The 19,692-nt window shown below is 34.2% G+C and carries 20 protein-coding genes; all 20 read left to right on the top strand.

Annotation, left to right across the window (positions count from 1 at the left end; all coding sequences use genetic code 11):
- Positions 1 to 168: 168 nt before the first annotated feature.
- The 20 genes from ACKF5P_RS10920 (at position 169) to ACKF5P_RS10825 (ending at position 19,680) form a co-directional block, all read left to right on the top strand.
- The gene (locus ACKF5P_RS10920) at positions 169 to 1,023 is read left to right on the top strand and encodes a hypothetical protein (protein ID WP_408955230.1); all 855 of its coding nucleotides are present in this window, start codon (positions 169 to 171) and stop codon (positions 1,021 to 1,023) included.
- On the top strand, positions 1,023 to 2,363 hold the full coding sequence (glmU, locus tag ACKF5P_RS10915; RefSeq protein WP_408955229.1) for a bifunctional UDP-N-acetylglucosamine diphosphorylase/glucosamine-1-phosphate N-acetyltransferase GlmU: 1,341 nt from the start codon (positions 1,023 to 1,025) through the stop codon (positions 2,361 to 2,363). Before ACKF5P_RS10920 ends, glmU begins: the two co-directional genes overlap by 1 nt.
- A 138-nt stretch (positions 2,364 to 2,501) precedes the next feature.
- A complete protein-coding gene (locus ACKF5P_RS10910) occupies positions 2,502 to 3,446 on the top strand; it encodes a ribose-phosphate pyrophosphokinase (protein WP_408955228.1) in 945 nt (314 codons plus the stop codon).
- A gap of 71 nt (positions 3,447 to 3,517) precedes the next feature.
- Positions 3,518 to 4,165, top strand: a complete 648-nt coding sequence (locus ACKF5P_RS10905; protein WP_408955227.1) for a 50S ribosomal protein L25 — start codon at positions 3,518 to 3,520, stop codon at positions 4,163 to 4,165.
- A 144-nt stretch (positions 4,166 to 4,309) separates the two neighbouring features.
- The gene (gene pth / locus ACKF5P_RS10900) at positions 4,310 to 4,864 is read left to right on the top strand and encodes an aminoacyl-tRNA hydrolase (protein ID WP_408955226.1); all 555 of its coding nucleotides are present in this window, start codon (positions 4,310 to 4,312) and stop codon (positions 4,862 to 4,864) included.
- Positions 4,865 to 4,960: 96 nt separating this feature from the next.
- The gene (locus ACKF5P_RS10895) at positions 4,961 to 5,338 is read left to right on the top strand and encodes a hypothetical protein (protein WP_408955225.1); all 378 of its coding nucleotides are present in this window, start codon (positions 4,961 to 4,963) and stop codon (positions 5,336 to 5,338) included.
- Positions 5,329 to 5,550, top strand: a complete 222-nt coding sequence (locus ACKF5P_RS10890) for an anti-sigma-F factor Fin (protein ID WP_408955224.1) — start codon at positions 5,329 to 5,331, stop codon at positions 5,548 to 5,550. Before ACKF5P_RS10895 ends, ACKF5P_RS10890 begins: the two co-directional genes overlap by 10 nt.
- A 68-nt stretch (positions 5,551 to 5,618) precedes the next feature.
- Entirely contained in the window at positions 5,619 to 9,116 is a 3,498-nt protein-coding gene (gene mfd / locus ACKF5P_RS10885; RefSeq protein WP_408955223.1) for a transcription-repair coupling factor, read from the top strand.
- A gap of 156 nt (positions 9,117 to 9,272) precedes the next feature.
- Complete coding sequence (spoVT, locus tag ACKF5P_RS10880) at positions 9,273 to 9,830, top strand: stage V sporulation protein T (protein WP_408955222.1); 558 nt, start codon at positions 9,273 to 9,275, stop codon at positions 9,828 to 9,830.
- Positions 9,831 to 10,182: 352 nt separating this feature from the next.
- On the top strand, positions 10,183 to 11,793 hold the full coding sequence (locus tag ACKF5P_RS10875) for an oligosaccharide flippase family protein (protein WP_408955221.1): 1,611 nt from the start codon (positions 10,183 to 10,185) through the stop codon (positions 11,791 to 11,793).
- Between the two features lie 2 nt (positions 11,794 to 11,795).
- Positions 11,796 to 13,235, top strand: a complete 1,440-nt coding sequence (gene mazG, locus ACKF5P_RS10870; protein ID WP_408955220.1) for a nucleoside triphosphate pyrophosphohydrolase — start codon at positions 11,796 to 11,798, stop codon at positions 13,233 to 13,235.
- Positions 13,208 to 14,410, top strand: coding sequence for a D-alanyl-D-alanine carboxypeptidase family protein (locus ACKF5P_RS10865; protein ID WP_408955219.1), 1,203 nt, complete (start codon positions 13,208 to 13,210; stop codon positions 14,408 to 14,410). Before mazG ends, ACKF5P_RS10865 begins: the two co-directional genes overlap by 28 nt.
- A gap of 98 nt (positions 14,411 to 14,508) precedes the next feature.
- Entirely contained in the window at positions 14,509 to 15,438 is a 930-nt protein-coding gene (locus ACKF5P_RS10860) for a SpoIID/LytB domain-containing protein (protein ID WP_408955218.1), read from the top strand.
- 141 nt (positions 15,439 to 15,579) lie between these two features.
- Complete coding sequence (locus ACKF5P_RS10855; protein WP_408955217.1) at positions 15,580 to 16,332, top strand: hypothetical protein; 753 nt, start codon at positions 15,580 to 15,582, stop codon at positions 16,330 to 16,332.
- On the top strand, positions 16,268 to 16,690 hold the full coding sequence (locus ACKF5P_RS10850) for a hypothetical protein (RefSeq protein WP_408955216.1): 423 nt from the start codon (positions 16,268 to 16,270) through the stop codon (positions 16,688 to 16,690). The genes ACKF5P_RS10855 and ACKF5P_RS10850 overlap by 65 nt, the downstream gene beginning before the upstream one ends.
- Positions 16,665 to 16,970 (top strand): hypothetical protein, encoded by a 306-nt coding sequence (locus ACKF5P_RS10845; protein ID WP_408956656.1) that lies wholly within the window; start codon positions 16,665 to 16,667, stop codon positions 16,968 to 16,970. The genes ACKF5P_RS10850 and ACKF5P_RS10845 overlap by 26 nt, the downstream gene beginning before the upstream one ends.
- A 55-nt stretch (positions 16,971 to 17,025) precedes the next feature.
- Positions 17,026 to 17,478, top strand: coding sequence for a hypothetical protein (locus tag ACKF5P_RS10840; protein WP_408955215.1), 453 nt, complete (start codon positions 17,026 to 17,028; stop codon positions 17,476 to 17,478).
- Between the two features lie 317 nt (positions 17,479 to 17,795).
- On the top strand, positions 17,796 to 18,494 hold the full coding sequence (locus tag ACKF5P_RS10835) for a FadR/GntR family transcriptional regulator (protein ID WP_408955214.1): 699 nt from the start codon (positions 17,796 to 17,798) through the stop codon (positions 18,492 to 18,494).
- 77 nt (positions 18,495 to 18,571) lie between these two features.
- On the top strand, positions 18,572 to 18,994 hold the full coding sequence (locus ACKF5P_RS10830) for a CidA/LrgA family protein (RefSeq protein WP_408955213.1): 423 nt from the start codon (positions 18,572 to 18,574) through the stop codon (positions 18,992 to 18,994).
- Positions 18,991 to 19,680 carry an LrgB family protein gene (locus ACKF5P_RS10825; protein ID WP_408955212.1) on the top strand — a complete coding sequence of 230 codons (690 nt, stop codon included), beginning with the start codon at positions 18,991 to 18,993 and terminating at the stop codon, positions 19,678 to 19,680. Before ACKF5P_RS10830 ends, ACKF5P_RS10825 begins: the two co-directional genes overlap by 4 nt.
- Positions 19,681 to 19,692 lie beyond the last annotated feature (12 nt).

Below are 19,692 nucleotides of genomic sequence, written 5' to 3'. Positions count from 1 at the left end.
CTTTGAACAGGAACAATAAACTTGACAGGGCAAAGGCACTTTGTTATAATACCTATGATTAATCAGCAATTATAATTTGTTAGCTGATATGAGTTCTTATTTTGTCAATAACAATGGGGTAATTACTCCATTGTTTCTTTTATATTTCTAATAGAGAAGGGACAATTTATGAAGATTTATTTAGATACTGATGATTTCTATCAAGCTGAACTCTATGAACACAAATTAGCCACTGTTTTAGGGAGGGGTAAGAGGTTAAAGCGGATGTTGAGAGCCTTTCCTACAGAATATGAATTTAAACAGGCTTCGATAAATCAAATTTCTCGAGCATTAAAGATTAAAAATCCAAATTCTAAAATTTTATCTCAGTTAAAAAGATTAGACCAAACCTACCAACGCTTAATGACTCCTAAATTCAGTGCTGCTTTGAGCAACAACTCTCAAGCAGAGACTGTAATGTGTATCGATACTGAATATTTATGGAGTGATCTGGACTCAATTCAATATGCTATTAAATCTAATAATGAGTGGAAGTTAGGTATAGTGTTTACTAATTCTGATTTAGCACCAGCAATATCTGCTGTGGAAGGTATTGAAGTTTTAAAAGAAATAATTAGAGCTGTTAAACCAGATATCTTCGTGGGCCATAACTTTAATTGTGATATTACAGTTTTAGAGAAGGTATATGGTGCTAAGATAAACCCTTTACATAACTATGATGATACGATGAAAATGGTCAGAAAAAGTCATGTTTCTAATATCATTGGAGGAGCAAGTTTGGATCGAATTATTGAAAAAATATTTTCTGACGATACAATTGGCTTGATTAATGCTTATCAGAATTTAGATGATTTTATCAAGTATGGATTAAAGGATGCTATTTATCCTATTTATGCACGAGAATATTTTATGAATGGAAAGTTACCTAAGGTTGATTCAAGACTGAAGATAGATAAGGTTGTACAAAATAAGGTCAGGGACTTGATTGATTTCCAATTCATTGATTTAAGGAGGAAGGATTAATGGCTAATTTGGCAACGATTACCTTAGCAGCAGGGAAAGGTACTAGAATGAAATCAAGCTTGCCTAAGGTATTGCATCAAGTAGCAGGTAAGAGTATGGTTCAGCATGTTGTTGATACTGCTAGTCGGTTAGATCCGTTACATAATTTGGTGATAGTTGGTTATAAAGCTGAGCAGGTTAAGGTTGAAACAGTTGGTAAGATTGAATTTGTTAAGCAGGAACAGCAATTAGGAACTGGGCATGCTGTTATGCAAGCTAAAGATAAGTTGACTGATTTTTCAGGAGTTGTCTTGGTTTTATATGGAGATACCCCCTTGTTGACCAGTGAGACTTTACAACAGCTTGTTAAGAAACATAAAGTTGAAGAAGCTGCTGCAACAATTTTGACAACTAAAGTAGATGATCCAACTGGATATGGTAGAATTATTCGCGACCAATCAGGTTATGTAGTAAAGATTGTAGAGGAGAGGGATACTACGGCTCAAGAAGCAAAGGTTAATGAAATCAATACAGGTATCTGTTGTTTTGAAAGTGAGCTATTATGGGATGCTTTATCAAAATTAGATACTGATAATGCTCAAGGTGAGTATTACCTGACAGATATTCCTGAAATTTTAGTTAATCAAGGGGATTCAGTTGCTGCTTTATCTACTTCGGATACTCAGCAAACGATTGGGGTCAATAATCGTAAGCATCTAGCAGAAGCTGAACAGGCTTTAAGGCAGAAAATTTGTAATTCCCACCTAGAAAACGGAGTTACTATTATTGATCCTGCGAATACTTATATAGATAGTGAAGTTAGAATTGGGCAGGATAGTATTATTTATCCTTTTACCTTTTTAGAAGGAAAAACATTAGTAGGTAGCGAAGTAATTATAGGTCCTCAAACTAGAGTTAGTGATTCAACTATTGGCAATCAAGTTAAGATTAATAGTTCAACTATTATTGATAGTCAAGTTGGAGATAGAAGTAAGGTTGGCCCTTATGCATACTTGCGTCCTGGAACCAAACTTGCCTCTGAAGTAAAAGTGGGTGATTTTGTTGAAATTAAGAAGTCGGAGATAGATAAAGGTACTAAAATTCCCCACTTAAGTTATATTGGTGATGCTTTAATTGGACAGAATACTAATATTGGAGCTGGAACTATTACTGCTAATTATGATGGTCAACAGAAACATCGAACTGTTATCGGAGATGATGTATTTGTTGGTAGTGATTCGACTCTAGTAGCTCCACTGAGAATAGGAGATAAGGCTATTACTGGAGCAGGTTCAGTAGTTACGAAGGATGTTGAAGCAGATGATTTAGTATTAGGTGTGCCGGCAGAGCCAAAAGATTAGACTTCAATAAACTGATATATAAATTGAATTAATATTTTTCCACAATATAATCTACTTAATTTCTTTTAAGTTTGAAAATATTAGGTAAAAAGTTAAATTCAACTTATATAGATAATCAAATACAGGAGGTTCATAATAATGTCCCCACGAGGAAATGATTTCAAGATTTTTGCTGGAAATGCAAATCCTAATTTAGCACACAGAATATGTGAATGTTTAAAAACTGATTTATTGAGCTCTAAAGTAAAGAGGTTCAGTGATGGAGAAATTGGAGTAGAAATCACAGAAAGTGTTAGAGGAGATGATGTATTCGTTATTCAGCCAACCTGTCCTCCAGTTAATGAAAATTTAATGGAATTATTAGTTATGGTTGATGCCTTAAAGCGGGCCTCTGCTAGTGAAATTACAGCAGTTGTTCCTTATTATGGATATGCGAGACAGGATCGTAAAGCTAAACCAAGAGATCCAGTGACGGCTAAATTAATTGCTAACTTATTGACCCAAGCTGGAGCAGATAGGATGTTAGCAATAGATCTTCATGCAGGCCAAATCCAAGGTTTTTTTGATATACCGGTTGATAATTTATTCGGAGCACCAATTTTAGCTGATTACTTTTTAGAAAAGAATTTAGATGATATTATTGTTGTGGCTCCAGATATTGGTGGTGTTAAGCGGGCTCGTGATTTTGCTGAAAAGTTAAATACATCAATTGCTATTATTGATAAACGACGACCTGAGGCTAATGTATCAGAAGTAATGAATATTATAGGTGATGTTCAAGATAAAAATGTAATTTTAGTAGATGATATGATCGATACAGCTGGAACAATTACGAATGCAGCCGCGGCTTTAAAAGAACATGGAGCTAAGGATATCTTTGCTACATGTACACATCCTTTATTTTCAGGGCCAGCAATAGATAGGTTGAAAGATTCTGTTATTAGTGAGTTGGTTGTAACTGATACAATTCCTTTAGATAAAGAGAAAGTTTTTGATAAAATAACTACTTTATCGGTAGCACCACTGTTGGCCAAAGGGATTGAGAGAATTTATAATGATCAATCAGTAAGTGTTTTATTTTAATTACTGTTAGTTGAACTTATAGTATGGTATAATGTAATTTATGAGAAAATATTAAAAAGGAGAGGGTATTTATGGAACGTTTAGAACTTAACGCTGAGGTGAGGGAAGAAACTGGAAAAGGTACTGCTCGTCGCCTAAGAAGAGAAGGGTTGATTCCTGGGGTTCTTTATGGACGGGACCGACAGCCAGTTAATTTAAAACTAAATGCGAAAAAGGTTGATAAAGCAATTGGTGGGAATGTTATTCTTGATTTGGAGTTAGATGACGATACTACTCAACCGGTAATGGTTAAAGAAGTACAACGGGATGTAATTAAAGGTGATTTATTACATATAGATCTATATGTAATAAACTTAGATGAGACTGTTGAAATTGAAGTTCCTGTTGAATTAGTTGGCCCTGCTGCTGGAGAGAGAGAAGGCGGAGTTTTAGAGCAGATTTTAAGAAAGCTTGAGGTTGAATGTTTACCAACAGATATTCCAGATACAATTGAAGTTGATGTTGCAGAATTAGAAGTTGGACAATCATTAAGTGTTGGTGAATTAGAAGTCAGTGATGAGATTGAAATTTTAACTGATAATGATGAGACAATAGCTACAGTGGTTGTACCTACTGAGTTAGATCTAGAGCCAGCTGAACCAGAAGAAGAATTAGAAGAGCCAGAAGTTATTGGTGAGGAAGTTGAAGAAGATGGAGAGGCAGAAGCTGAAGAAGAGTAATCATAAATAAAAGCTAAGGTGCAATCATTTTGATTGCACCTTAGCTTTTATTTGCTTAGGTTTAAATTTAATTACGAGTGTTACATACTTGTCGGTTAACTATTTTTATTATAATTTAATCTTTAAAGTCCAGAGGTGATTTAGTTGAAACTGATTGTTGGTTTAGGTAATCCAGGATACAAATATCAATTTACTCGTCATAATGTAGGGTTTATGGCTGTTGATTTATTAGCAAACGAGTATAACCTTAATTTAAAGCGGAAGGAAAAAAAAGCTATCGTAGGCAAGTTGAGAGTAGGTTCAGAAAAAGTAATTTTAGCTAAACCCCAAACTTTTATGAATAATAGTGGACAAGCAGTTAGGTTATTAGCCGATTATTATAATATTGAAATTGAAGATATTTTAATCATCTATGATGACCTTGATTTAGAGTTGGGGCGATTTAAGATTAAACCTAAGGGTGGTCATGGGGGTCACAATGGGATTAAATCGATTTTCAAGCAATTACAGACTAAAGAATTCTCTAGGGTTAAGATTGGAATTGGTCGACCTGAACATGGCTCTGTTGTTGATTATGTTTTAGGAAAATTTAGCAAGAAAGAAGAAAAAGAATTAGAAGCTGTATTAGCTACTATTTGTGATGCCACCAAACTCTTTTTAACAGAAGGTTTACAGCAAACTATGAATCAATACAATTAATTCTTAAATTAAGTCTGAGATTTTTCTCAGGCTTTTTTGTATATTATGGGCTAGTTCAGGTGAGAATATTTAAAAGAAAATAGTTAGGAGAAAACAATGAACTCTCTATTAATAGCTATGTTAGTAGCATTATTAGCTTTTATCATTAATCGACAACTTGTAATTAAACTTGGTAATCAGACAATATTATATTTAATCCCACTGGTAGAAGAAGTATTGAAGAGTGGAGGTTTTTATTTGCTGGGTGGTAACCTAATATTGATTCATTTAGGATTTGGAATAATTGAAGGGCTTTTTGATTACTTGGATAGTACTTTAGCAGCGATATTAGCTATTGTAAGCCATTTATTATTTGGATATTTGACTCTATTTATATTTGAACAGACAGGACAGTTGTTACTAGCTATTGTAATTGTAGGAATAGTTCATAGTTATTGGAATTATAAAATAGGGGGGATAGTAGAATGGAGCTAATCTATAAATGCCCTGAATGCCAAAAAATAATAGATTATTTAGAGGTTACTTCTTTAAGTGAAGTTGAGCTAGGTTTTAATATCTTGACGGAACGCGAGAAAGAGGATATAATTAAAAGAGAAACTGATAGCATTTATGTTAATGTAACTTGTGATGAATGTGAAAAAGAATATGATTGGGATGAGTTAATTTACCTGCAACAGCTGCATTAAAAGAAAGTCAGTTAAAGGTCTTAGGTTAACCTAAGACCTTTTTGGTATTGGTAAAGGAGTAGATAGCTATGAAGGAAACTTTATTGACAGCTTTAAATCAATCCTCTAAATTTAAAGAGTTGATTAGAAATTATCAAGCAGGAGAAGAAGGTCAAATAATAGGAATAGATGAAAGTAGTCAAAACTTTTTGTTAACTAATTTAAAATCAAATCTAACAGATGATCTATTGATTATTACTTCAAATTTTAAAAAAGCAGACCTGGTTTATGAAGATTTAGTAAGACTGCTTTCTGAAGAAGAGGTATTATTATTTCCTCATTATCAAATCTTTCCTCATGAGTCGTTAGAGGTTGAACAAAACATCAAACGAGAAAGATTACAGGTTTTAAAGAGTCTAGTTAGTGATAAAGAAGTGATAATTATTGCTCCAATTCAAGCTTTATTAGAAAGGATAATTGCTCCTCAGGTTTATCAAAGATACAGAGTTGATTTGAAGCTTGGGGCTGAGATAGAGTTTGATCAACTAAAGAATAAATTGGTGCAAATGGGTTATCAAAGTGTAGGAAAGGTAGAACAACAAGGTGATTTCAGTGTTAGAGGAGGAATCTTAGATATTTATCCTCTAACCTATAAAAATCCAATCAGGGTTGATCTTTTTGGTCAGCAGATTGAATCAATCCGTCAATTTGATTTGGTAAGCCAGTCTTCCGAGCAAGAATTAAATGAGGTTGAGATTGGCCCGGCAACTGAATTCATTTTGCCACAAAAAGAGTTAGATTTAGGTTGTGAGAAGATAAAAAGTGATTTAAAAATCACTTTGAAAAAATTAGATTCAAAAGCTAGTGCTGAAATAAAAGAAAAAGTAACTAATGATCTAGAGCGAATAAATGAAGGTATTAAATTTCCGGAAGTTAGACAATATTTAAGTTGTTTTTATCAACAAGCTTCTTTGTTAGATTATTTTACAGGAGTAGTTACTTTACTTAATCCTCTTCAGATCAAAGAAGCAGGGATTGATTTTTTAAAGGAAGTTAATCAAACCTATATTACTATGTTTGAGCAAGGCAGTTTGTTGTTGAGTTATCAAAATTTATTTATTGATTTCAACCAATTTGTTTATGAGATTAAGCAGCAGAAACTTTATTTTTCTCCAACAAAAAAGAATATTGATTATGTTGAAACTGATTTTGAGTTAGAGATCAGTTCACGACGGATACAGTCTTTTCAAGGAAAACTTGAGCTTTTAATTAGTCAGTTGGCTAAGCAGTTAAAGGATGGTTATAAAATTGTAATTGGGTTGGCTAACTTAAAGAAGGCTAAGCGATTAAAGCAACGTTTAATAGAGGATGACTTACCAGCTATTGTAGTAGAAGAGGTTAATGAAGAACTCAAATTAGGTAATATAATCTTAACAACCTGTAATTTAAAGCATGGTTTTTTGTTTTCAGAAGCAAAGTTTGCTTTATATACTGAGAATGAACTCTTTAAAGAACAGAAGCGCAAGAGAAAGAGGGCCAAGGCTTTCAACCAAGGAGTTGAGATTTCTTCCTTTACAGAATTAAACCAGGGTGATTATGTAGTTCATGAAAATCATGGGGTCGGTCGTTACTTAGGGATTAAGATTCTCGAAGTTCAAGGGAAGAATAAAGATTATTTGTTATTGTCTTATGCAGGAGATGATAGGTTATATGTTCCAACTGACCAAGTTGATTTAATTCAAAAATATATTGGAATGGATGATAAAGAACCTAAATTACATAAATTAGATGGTGATAACTGGAAAAAGGCTAAGGCACGTGTTAAAAAATCGGTAGCTGAGATGGCAGAAGAATTGTTAGAATTATATGCTCAACGGGAGTTGAAGCAGGGTTATGCTTTTAGTGAAGATACAGTTTGGCAGCAAGAGTTTGAGGCTAAATTTCCTTATCAAGAAACCCCAGATCAACTTACAGCAATTGAAAAAGTTAAGCAAGATATGGAATCAAATCAACCAATGGATAGATTATTATGTGGAGATGTTGGCTATGGAAAGACTGAAGTTGCTATTAGAGCTATATTTAAAGCAGTTATAGATGGCAAACAAGCTGGTTTTTTGGTTCCAACGACTATTTTGGCCCAGCAACATTGGAACAATCTGCAAGAAAGATTTGAGGATTATCCAATTGAAGTAGCAATGTTGAGTAGGTTCAGGACTGCTAAAGAACAGCAAAAAATTATTGAAGGTTTAAAAGTTGGTACAATTGATGTAGTGATTGGAACTCATAGGTTATTATCAAATGATGTTAAATTTAAAGATTTAGGATTGGTAGTTGTAGATGAGGAACAAAGGTTTGGAGTCAGCCAAAAAGAAAGGTTAAAACAGTTAAAAAAGAGTATAGATGTCTTAACTATGACAGCTACTCCTATTCCTAGAACATTACATATGTCTTTAGTAGGAGTTAGAGATATCAGTCTAATTGAAACTCCTCCGGAAAATAGATATCCAATTAGGACTTATGTACGAGAGTATGATCAAAATTTAATTAAGACTGCACTTGATAGAGAGTTAAACAGAGGTGGACAAGTATATTTTGTTCATAATAGAATCAAAGATATCAAAAAAATGGCTGTTAAAATTAAGGGTTTGGTACCTGAGGCTGAAGTAGTAGTAGCCCATGGACAAATGAGTGAGATGAAGTTAGAAAGATTAATGATTGATTTTTTAGAAAGTAAATTTGATGTTTTGGTCTGTACAACAATCATAGAAACTGGGCTAGATATTTCTAATGTTAATACAATTATTATTAATCGAGCAGATAAGATGGGTTTATCTCAACTTTATCAATTGCGAGGAAGAGTAGGAAGGAGCAATCAGCTAGCTTATGCTTATTTATTATATGAACAGGATCAAATCCTATCAGAAATAGCTGAAAAAAGATTAAAAGCAATTAAAGATTTTACTAAATTAGGTTCAGGATTTAAAATTGCGATGCGTGATTTAGAGATTAGAGGTGCTGGTAATATTTTAGGGCCAGAACAACATGGCCATATTGAAGCAATTGGTTTTTCATTATATTGTAAATTATTAGATACTGCTATTACAGAATTACAGACTGAGGGAGAAGAGAAAGAGGAAGAAAAAGAGATTGAATTAGAACTTAAGGTAGACGCTTATCTTCCTGAAGATTATATTCCTGGTTCCAATCAAAAAATTGAAATTTACAAAAAGATTGATGCCTTAGAAACCTACAAGGAATACAATAAATTAACAGCAGAGTTAGAAGATAGGTTTGGGCAATTAGCACAGGAAGTAATAATTTTATTAGAATTAGCTAAAATTAAAATTATAGGTAATAAGCTAATGGTGACTGAAATTAAAGAGAGAGCACAACTAGTTACTTTTAAATTTTTCGAACATCATCCATTAAAGGGTAGAGAGTTGCTTGAACTAAGCCAAGAATTTGCTGGTTTAAAATTTATTAATGGAAAACAACCTAAGATAGAAGTTAAGGTGGTAGGCTTGACTGATCAACAGAAGGTAGAATTAATAATTAACATCTTAGAGTTCTTACTTGTAGAAGGCTAGTTTTGGCCACTCCTTTAACATTAGTTGGTATAATAAGAATAAAATTTTTGATCTAATTATATACTAATAGTGAAAGGGGTAGGAAATAAAATTTAAAGGAGGTGTCAATTGGTTAGTATTCAATTTTAAGTCAGACTGAGATACTAATCATTAAAAATGAAAGCTACAGGTATAGTACGTCGTATAGATGATTTAGGGCGGGTTGTGATTCCTAAAGAGATTAGAAGAACGATGAGAATTAGAGAAGGTGAACCATTAGAGATCTTTGTTGATCGTGATGGTGAAGTTATCTTAAAAAAATACTCTCCCATTGGTGAATTAGGTGAATTTGCTCAAGAGTATGTAGACTCTCTTGCTGAAGTAACAGGTCACATTGCTTGTGTATTAGATAGAGATGCAATTGTGGCAGTATCAGGGGCCAAAAAAAATAAGTTTATTGATAAACCGACCAGTCAATTAACAGAAGGAGTAATGGAGTCTGGGGAAACTAAAATAATTAATGAAGCAAATGAGGTAGATGAAGAGATATTCTGTGAAGGGATTTATGATGAAGAAAGATTTACTGCTCAAGTTTTAACTCCGATTATGTCTCAAGGTGAAGCGATTGGAGCTGTTGTTTTAGCATCTCAGCAAGGAGGAGCTGAGATGGGTGATTTAGAAGTTAAGTTAGCTACCACAGCAGCAGGTTTTTTAGCTAAACAGATGGAGGAGTAATTTTAGGTGAGCTAGTAATAGCTCACCTTTCATTTTCTGGATTTATTTCCTACTGAAGTCTGTTATAATGTTAGGATGTTTTATTTTTTCAATTATAAGGAATAAAAAAGTGTAGCATATTTATTATAATTTTGATATTATAATTAAAGGTTGTCCATGTTAATTTAAGCTTGGGTGGTCTGTGGTTTGAAAGTGAAGTGTTATTAAAAAATAGCTTGAGTTTAAGGCTGAGTTTAAGGTTAAGCAAACTATTAAAAACATAAGGGCTTAGATTTTACTTGAACTTAAACTTGAACTTAAATTAAATATTATTGATGTATCTGAACTAAAGGTATTAGCTTGGGGAAGGAAGATGGTAGTGAGTAATAAAAAAAATACTTTATTGAAGGGAACAGCTATTTTAGCTGGTGCTTCATTTGTTAGTAAGTTTCTAGGATTTATTTATAAAGCAGTTTTATCAAGGTTAATTGGGGCAGAAGGGCTTGGGATTTATGAAAAGGCTTATCCAATTTATACTATGATTTTGACAATTTCGATTGTGGGAATTCCTGTAGCTATTTCTAAGCTAGTAGCAGAAAAGAGGGCTGAGGGTAAGGAAGATATAGCAGATTTTATCTTTCAGATAGCTTTGAAGGTTAGTTTTGTAATTGGGTTATTAGCTGCAATTATAGTTGGGGTTCTAGCTAGACCGATGGCTCGTTATTTATTAGATGATATTAATGTTTATTATTCAATCTTAGCAATTGCTCCAGCAATATTTTTAGTTTCAATTATGGCTACATATCGTGGTTATTTTCAAGGTTGGCAGCAGATGAAGCCGACAGCAGTTTCTCAGATGATTGAACAGTTATTTAGGATAATTATTATGATTATTTTAGCCTACCTGTTGATACCTTATGGAGTTGAATTTGGAGCAGCAGGAGCAGCAGCAGGAGCCTTTTTTGGGGCAATTGCAGGATTAGCTATTTTATTGGTTATTTATTATCGTTTTCAGGCTAATCGAGATCTTATACCAGAATCTAAATCAATTGAGAAGCCGACTATTAAAGAAGTATTAAATCAGATCTTTTCATTAGCAATACCTGTTACATTGGGAGGTCTGATCTTACCGCTGATGAGGTTAATCGATGCTTCAATGATTACTAGAAGATTAGAAGTAGCAGGTTATTCCTTGCAAGCTGCAACTGGATTATATGGTCAGTTTAATGGAATGGCTATGACCTTAGTTAGATTTCCTACTGTGATTGCTGCTTCGTTGGCGGTTAGTTTAGTCCCAGCTATTTCAGAAGCATATGCTCTTGATGCGGACAAGCTAGCTAAAAGAAGGATTGCTAAGGCTTTTAAATTAACTTTGTATGTAGCTATCCCTGCTTCTTTAGGGTTGTTTATTTTGGCAGAACCTTTAACTGAGATGATCTTTGCTAATGCCGAGGCAGCAATTCCTCTTCGCTATTTATCAATAGGGGTGGTTGCTATTGGATTACAGCAGGTTACATCGAGCATTTTACAAGGGTTTGATCGACCGAAGTTACCAGCACGCAATCTATTTTTAGGGGCTTTGTTAAATGTAGCTTTAAATTATACTTTGACAGCAATGCCTCACTTAGGAATTAGAGGAGCTGCGGTTGGAACGGCAGCAGGGTTTAGTTTAGCTGCGGGATTAAATATTTGGGGTGTTTTTAAGATAGCTAGACCAAGTTTTGATTATCAGACACTGATTTTGAAGCCATTAATCAGTGGGGGAGTTATGTCTGTTTTCGTTTTTGTAGTCTATGAGGGATTATTAAAAGTTGGTCAATATAAGATATTGAGTACATTATTTAGTATTTTAGTGGGAATTTTAAGTTATGGTTTGGTCTTATTATTAACAGCAGCAATTACTAGAGAGGATTTAGAGGTCTTACCTAGAGTTGGAATTAAATTAATCAATTTTTTAGATAAGTTTGGATTAGTGAGGGGATAATAATGGTAAAGATAGTTGGTCTAGGAGCTGGTGATTTAAAGTTATTGACTTTAGAAGCCTATCAAATTTTAAAGCAGGCAGAGTTAGTTTACTTGAGAACGGAAAAACATCCTGCTGCTCAAGATTTGAAGCAAGAAGGAATTGAGTTTAATACATTTGATTATCTCTATCAGCAGCAGGATAACTTTAAGGAGATTTATCAGCAGATAGCTATGAAGATTATTGAATTAGTTCGAGGGGACAAGCAGATTGTATATGCTGTACCTGGTCATCCACTAGTTGCTGAAGAGTCGGTACAACAAATTATTAATAGTCTAACTGAGCAAGAGTATCAAATAATAGCCGGGCCAAGCTTTTTAGAGCTCAGTTTTGCTGTTTTAGATCTTGACCCGATTAATGGATTAAAAGTTCTAGATGGACTTGATTTTAGTGTTAGAGAGTTAGATCCTAGTGTTGAGACAATTATCTGTCAAGTTTATAATCGTAGTATTGCCTCTGAAATAAAGTTGAAATTAATGGAAGTCTACTCTGCTCAATTTAGGGTTAAGTTATTACACCGGGTAGGGTTGCCAAAAGAGAAGGTTGAAGAAATTCCTCTTTATCAGCTTGATAGATTAGACTGGATTGATCATTTGACCAGTTTATATCTACCAGTTGATCGGAGTAATCCAACTCAGTTTAATCAACTATTAGAGATAATGGAGAGTTTGAGAGGGGAAGATGGTTGTCCGTGGGATCAAAAACAGAACCATCAGACTTTGAAAAAACATTTGATTGAGGAGAGTTATGAAGTAATTGAAAGAATTGAACAAGAAGACTATTTTGGTTTAGCAGAGGAGTTAGGGGATTTATTATTACAGGTTGTCTTCCATGCTCAAATAGCTAAAGAAGAAGGAACCTTTACAATTTATCATGTTATCACAGAGGTTATTGAAAAGTTGATTAGGCGCCACCCTCATGTTTTTGGAGAACTTGAATTAGAGAATGAGAATGAGGTAATTAGCAACTGGGAAGAGATTAAAGAACAAGAGCGTGAAGATAAAGAGAAAAGTCCTTTATTAGAGCAGGTTCCTAATCAACTGCCAGCATTGATGTTGGCCCAGAAGGTTCAAAAGCAAGCAGCTAAGGTTGGTTTTGATTGGAAGAAAGTAAAAGCAGTATTAGCTAAAGTTGATGAGGAATTATTGGAATTAAAGGAGGCTCTTAAAAATAATCAAGCTGAAGAGATAATTGAAGAATTAGGTGATTTGATCTTTGCTTTAGTCAATCTAGGAAGGTTTTTAGAAATCGATACAGAATTATGTTTGCGCCAAGCAGTTAACAAGTTTAAGAAAAGATTTAATCATATGGAGCGACAGGCTGATAACAATAGACAGAAATTAGAGCAATTAACTGTTAAAGAGCTAGAGGAGTTATGGCAACAGGCAAAAGAGGAACTATAATTGAAGGGGGAAGAATTATGTTGAGTTTTAAAAAGGGAGTTAGTAGTTTATTAATCATTCTATTTTTAGCTTTGGTTCCAGCTGCGTATGCTAGTGAACCTGATATAGATGTTAAATCTGCAATTTTGGTAGAAGCTGAAACAGGACAAGTATTATATAATTTTAATGAAGATTTAGAGTTGCCCCCAGCTAGTATAACTAAGACAATGGCTTTATTATTGGTGATGGAAGCATTGGAGGCAGGAGAGATTTCTTTAGAAGAAAAAGTAGAGGCGACTCGACTAGCTCAATCTAAAGGAGGCTCACAGATTTGGCTACAAGCAGGGGAGAAAAGGACAGTTGATGAATTATTAAAAGCAGTAATTATCCCTTCAGCTAATGATGCTACGGTTGCTTTAGCTGAACATGTAGGTGGTTCTAAAGATAACTTTGTACGGCAGATGAATCGCAGGGCAGAGGAGCTAGGATTAGAGAATACTTATTTTGGTAATGCAACCGGTCTTCCGGTTAAAGATGGTCAGGATAGCTATTCGACTGCTGAAGATATTGCAGTGATGTCTAGAGAGTTGATTAAATATGATTTAGTTATGGATTATTCTGCAAGCAGGACTGCGAGAATTAGAAATGGAGAGTATCCGATTTATACCACAAATAATTTCATTGGGTACTTTGAAGGGGCAGATGGATTAAAGACTGGTTGGACAACACAAGCAGGATATAATTTAGTAGGAACGGCTGAACGGAATGGAGTTAGATTTATTTCAGTTGTATTGGGAACAGATAGTGATCAAGCTCGAGTAGATGAGACTGCTCGATTATTAGATTATGCTTTTAGGGCATTTAATGAAACCAAGCTAATTAATTCTGGAGTAAAGGTAGAGCAAGTAGAGGTAGAACAAGGGGAAGAGCTAGAAGTTGCAGCCATTACAGCTACTCAATTTTCTGCTTTTATTGAGCGAGGAACAAAGGACAAAATTGAGCAAGAAGTGAGAATTGAAAAAGAGCTACAAGCTCCAGTGCAAGAGGGGGCAAGAGTAGGAGAGTTAGTATTTACTCAAGAAGATCAAGAGTTGGGTAGGGTTGAATTAATAACAGCTGAAGCCGTAGAAAGAGCAGGAATTTTGACATTGCTTTTTAGGTGGATTAAAAATTTCATATTAGGATTCTTTAATTAATAAAAAAGCCTTCTTAGCAAGAAGGCTTTTTAGGTCTTTAAATTTGTGAATAAAAGATGAATCTAGAAGCAATACTAGTAAAAAAAGGAGGAGTTGTGGTGAAGATAAAAAGAATCTGTATAAGTCTGATTATCTTAGGATTATTGGTATTGCTTGTAGGTTGTGATCCCGCTGGGGATGATAAGATCCAGGATGCTGGTGAAGGAGATGCACCATTGATTACTGTTGAATTTGAAGATGGAACGACTGAACAGTTGAATATTGAAGAATATGTTGCTGGAGTTGTAGGGGCTGAAATGAAACCGGATTGGCCAGTTAATGCTTATGCAGCTCAGGCGATTAAGGCTAGAACTTTTACTTTAAGATTTATGGAGGAAGAAGAAGAGAATAAAATTAGTGCAGAACATGAAAAAGCTCAAGCTTATGATCCAGATCAAATAACTCCAGAGATTAGTGAAGCAGTTGAACAGACAAGAGGACTGGTAGCTACTTATAATGGAGAGTATATTAGAGCCTGGTTCCATTCAAGTGCAGCAGGACAGACGACAAGTGCACAGGTAGGATTAGCTTATGATGATGCTGAACCACCTTATGTAGTCAGTGTGGAATCACCTGATCACCAAGCACCTGATGATATTCAAAATTGGCAAGTTATGATCAGTCAAGAAGAGGTATTACAAGCTTTAGAGGAGGCTGGAGAAGAGGCAAGCCAAGTCTCTGATATAAATATTCTTGATCGAGATGAGACTGGTCGGATTGTTGAGCTTGATATAGCTCATGATCAAGGTACAAAGCGCTTAAAAGGAGCTGAGTTTAGAACGCTTGTTGGCCCGGATAATCTAAAATCTACGGTAGTTGAAGAGATAAGGCAAGAAGATGATGGGTTTTTATTCATTGGAAGTGGATGGGGGCATGGTGTAGGTATGAGTCAATGGGGGGCCTATCATATGGGCCAAGAAGGTAGTTCAGCAGAAGAGATAATTAAATATTATTTTCAGGATGTTGAAATAGAGAAGAAGTGGGATTAAGCCTTTAATTTTTGATTAAGGGCTGTCCTCAATTATTACTAATCAAATATTACTGATCAAAATGTAATATATTGCCAGGGATTATTGGCTTGATCTAGAATAGATCATGATAGGGTACTAAAAAGGTTAAGGAGGTTTTTTATGGATTACCGAGTGAAATATAATCAGTGGTTAGAGAGTGATTACTTTGATCAACAAATCAAAGAAGAGTTAGAAGCAATATCTGGTGATGAAGAGGAGATAGAAGAGAGGTTCTATAAAGATTTAGATTTTGGAACCGGTGGCATGAGAGGGATTATTGGAGCTGGTACTAATAGAGTTAATATCTACACTATTAGAAAGGCAACACAAGGGTTAGCCAACTATATTGCTAAAGAAGGAGATAAGTCTAAAGGGGTCGTTATTTCTCATGATCCAAGATATAAGTCACGAGAGTTTGCTGTAGAAGCTGCTCTTGTATTGGCTGCTAATGGAATTAAGGCTTATCTGTTTGATGGTCTACGCCCTACACCACAGCTTTCTTTTACAGTTAGGCAGTTAAAGGCAACAGCTGGAATTATGGTTACAGCTAGTCATAACCCTCCTGAGTATAATGGATACAAAGTCTACTGGGAAGATGGAGCTCAGGTTGTATCGCCTCATGACACAGGAATCATTGGTGAAGTTAATGCAATAGAAAGCTTTGGGCAGGTTAAAAGTATTTCTAAAGAAGAGGCTCAAGCAGAAGGATTATTTGAAATTATTCCTCAAAAATTAGATGATAATTATATTCAGACCTTAGAAGGTTTAGCTTTGAAACCAGAGTTGGTTGCAGAAGCAGGCTCTGATTTTGATATTGTCTTTACTCCATTGCATGGAACAGGAAACATTCCAGTACAGAAGAGAAATTTTTGAGGAACTTGGCTTTGAAAATCTACATATTGTATCTGAACAGGAAGAACCAGATCCTGAATTTTCTACTGTAGATTATCCTAATCCAGAGGAACCAGCAGTCTTTGAGTTGGCAATTGAGTTGGCCCGACAAAAAGATGCTGATTTGATTATGGCTCATGATCCTGATGCAGATCGAGTAGGGATAGCAGTTAAAGATGACCAAGATGAATGGGCTTTTTTAAATGGCAATCAAGTTGGAATTTTGTTGACAGATTACATACTCAATTCATTAAATCAGATTCCTGATAATGGAGTAATCATTAAAACAATTGTAACCACAGAGATGATTAAATATCGGAGAAAAGATCAAAGAGTTTGAAGACGGAAAATATGATTATGAATTTATTTTTGGTTTTGAAGAAAGTTATGGTTATTTATATGGAACTCATGCTCGTGATAAAGATGCAGTAGTAGCAACTATGCTAATTGCAGAGATGGCCCTTTATTATCAACAGCAAGGTAGTTCTATTTATCAAGAGATGGCAAGGTTATATGAAGAGTATGGGTATTATAAAGAGGATTTAGAAGCATTAAAGATGCCTGGAAAAGAAGGTGAAGAGCAAATAGAACTGATTTTAAAAAGATTAAGGGAAGAATAGTTATGGTTATTTATATGGAACTCATGCTCGTGATAAAGATGCAGTAGTAGCAACTATGCTAATTGCAGAGATGGCCCTTTATTATCAACAGCAAGGTAGTTCTATTTATCAAGAGATGGCAAGGTTATATGAAGAGTATGGGTATTATAAAGAGGATTTAGAAGCATTAAAGATGCCTGGAAAAGAAGGTGAAGAGCAAATAGAACTGATTTTAAAAAGATTAAGGGAAGATAGTCCACGAGAAATAAGTAATCAACAAGTAGTAATCAAAAAGGATTATTTAGTAGGGAAAAGCTATGAGTTAGAAACTGAGCAAGAGTCTGAATTAGATTTGCCAGAGTCAAATGTATTACAATTTAAATTAGCAGATGATAGTTTAGTAACGGTTAGACCTTCAGGAACAGAGCCTAAGATAAAATTCTACTTTTCAGTTGTAGGAGAGACAGAAAAGATGGCAGGAGAGAAGTTATCAAGATTAAAAAATGATATGATGGAATTAGTAAGGTAATATTTTTAGTTGTTTTTAATAAATAAATGCTTATTCAACTTTAGTTTGATATAAGTTCAAGATGAAGCTTGACTATTTTTGATTTTATGGAGATTGACAAAGTAAATAAAAGGTAATATAATAGATATAAAGTTAATTTGATAATTGAAAGTAAAAAAGTGGATATGACTTTATAAGGTTGTTGTTTATAAACTCCCACTTTATCTAAGAGCTTAAATTCTTAGTTAAGGGTGGGAGTTTGTTTAAATAAATGATTCACGGTTCTGATATTCATTGTAAATTGAGTATTAATTGTGATCAATAAGGAGAGGTCATAGGTGGAATTTAACCCAGTTCAAGACAAAAAGGTTTATCAACAGATTATTGAGCAAATTAAACAGATGGTCTATCAAGGTCAATTAAAAAAAGGTGATAAGTTACCCTCTGAACGAAAGTTAACTGCGGAGTTAAATGTTAGTCGTTCATCGTTACGAGAGGCTTTTAGTGCATTAGAGATGGTTGGATTGATTGAAAGTAGACATGGAGAAGGAACTTTTATTAAGGAGAGTGTAGATGATAACTTCTTAAAACCACTATCGCTATTATTTATGGTTGAAGAGAATGTTAATCAAGATTTAATTGAATTAAGAAAAGTGATAGAAACTAGCAGTGCTGATTTAGCAGCAAGGCGATCTGAACAAAGAGCTTTAAAGGAGATGAAAGAATATTTAGACTTAATGAAAAAGAGTAGAGGAGATGCAATTAATAGCCGAAGAGCTGACCGAGGCTTTCATTGTGCTTTAGCTAAAACAACAGGTAATAAGTTGATTTATAGACTCTTAGATTCTATTTCTGATGTTATCAATCTTTATCTTGCTAATGTGATAGAAAAAATGGTAAATGATAAAGATAAGAATGAAACTTTTATCAGACAGCACAGCAGAATTTATCAAGCTATTAAAGATGGAGATAGATTGAAGGCTAAAGAAAATATGGTTGAACACTTAATTTGGTCAGAGAAGTTAATTAAAAGTTAATATAATTTAACTTGGGGTTACTGGTCAGACCATATGATAAGTAATCTAATTTAAAAAAGTTGGGGGAGAAGTAAATTATGATCTTACTTAGACAAATATTAATAATTATTACGATTTCTTCGCTAGGAGAGTTTATCAGTGATTTTTTTAGTCTTTCAGTGCCCGGTAATGTAGTAGGAATGATTATTCTTTTAATCTCTTTAATGAGTGGAATTCTTAAGCTAGAGATGATAGATAAAGTAAGTGATTTTTTATTAACTCATTTAGCTTTCTTTTTCATTCCAGCAGGAGTTAATTTAATTAGTAGTCTTGATGTTATGCAAGGACAATTCATTCCTATCTTAGCAGTATTCAGTATATCAACAACTTTAGTAATAGCATCTACCGGGACAACAATTCAAGCATTACGTCGATTTTCTAATAGAAAAATTAAAAATCATTCTTTTGATATATTATCCAATGATGAAACTGAAGCTAATCAAGGGAGGCAAGATTTATGATTCAATTTCTAAATACACCTTATTTTGGAATTATTATTTCAATTTTATTTTTTGAACTAGGTCTTTTTCTTAAACAAAAGACTAAAATTACACTCTTTAATCCATTGCTGGTCAGTGTAGTGGCAATAATTGGAGTATTATTGTTTTTTGATATTGATGTTAAGTATTATAATCAAGGAGGAGAGATTATTGATTTTCTTTTAGGGCCAGCTACAGTAATTTTAGCAGTTCCTTTGTATAAAAAGTTAGAGCTATTAAAGACGAATTTAGTTTCGATTTTAATTGGTGTAACGGTAGGTTGTACAGTTGCAATTACTAGTGGTTGGTTTTTAGCAAAGTTATTTGGGCTTTCAGATTTGGTTGCTCTTTCGGTAGTTCCTAAATCAGTTACTACCCCAATTGCAATGGAAGTTTCGGAGCAAATAGGTGGGATACCTGCTATTACAGTAGCAATTGTATTGATGACTGGAGTTTTAGGAGCAGTTATAGGGCCAACGGTCTGTAAAATCTTTAAAATTAAAGATAAAGTAGCTGTTGGGGTTGCTATGGGAAGTGCTTCTCATGCTGTTGGAACTGCTAAAGCAATGGAGTTGGGTGAAACACAAGGAGCAATGAGCAGTTTAGCGATTGGTGTGGCTGGTTTGATTACTGTATTTATTGCTCCTTTATTTATGTTGCTTATTTAAAACTTCAAAATT

It is taken from the genome of Natroniella sp. ANB-PHB2, assembly GCF_046097105.1.
Taxonomy (GTDB): domain Bacteria; phylum Bacillota; class Halanaerobiia; order Halobacteroidales; family Halobacteroidaceae; genus Natroniella.
This window is presented reverse-complemented; position numbering and strand designations above follow the sequence as displayed.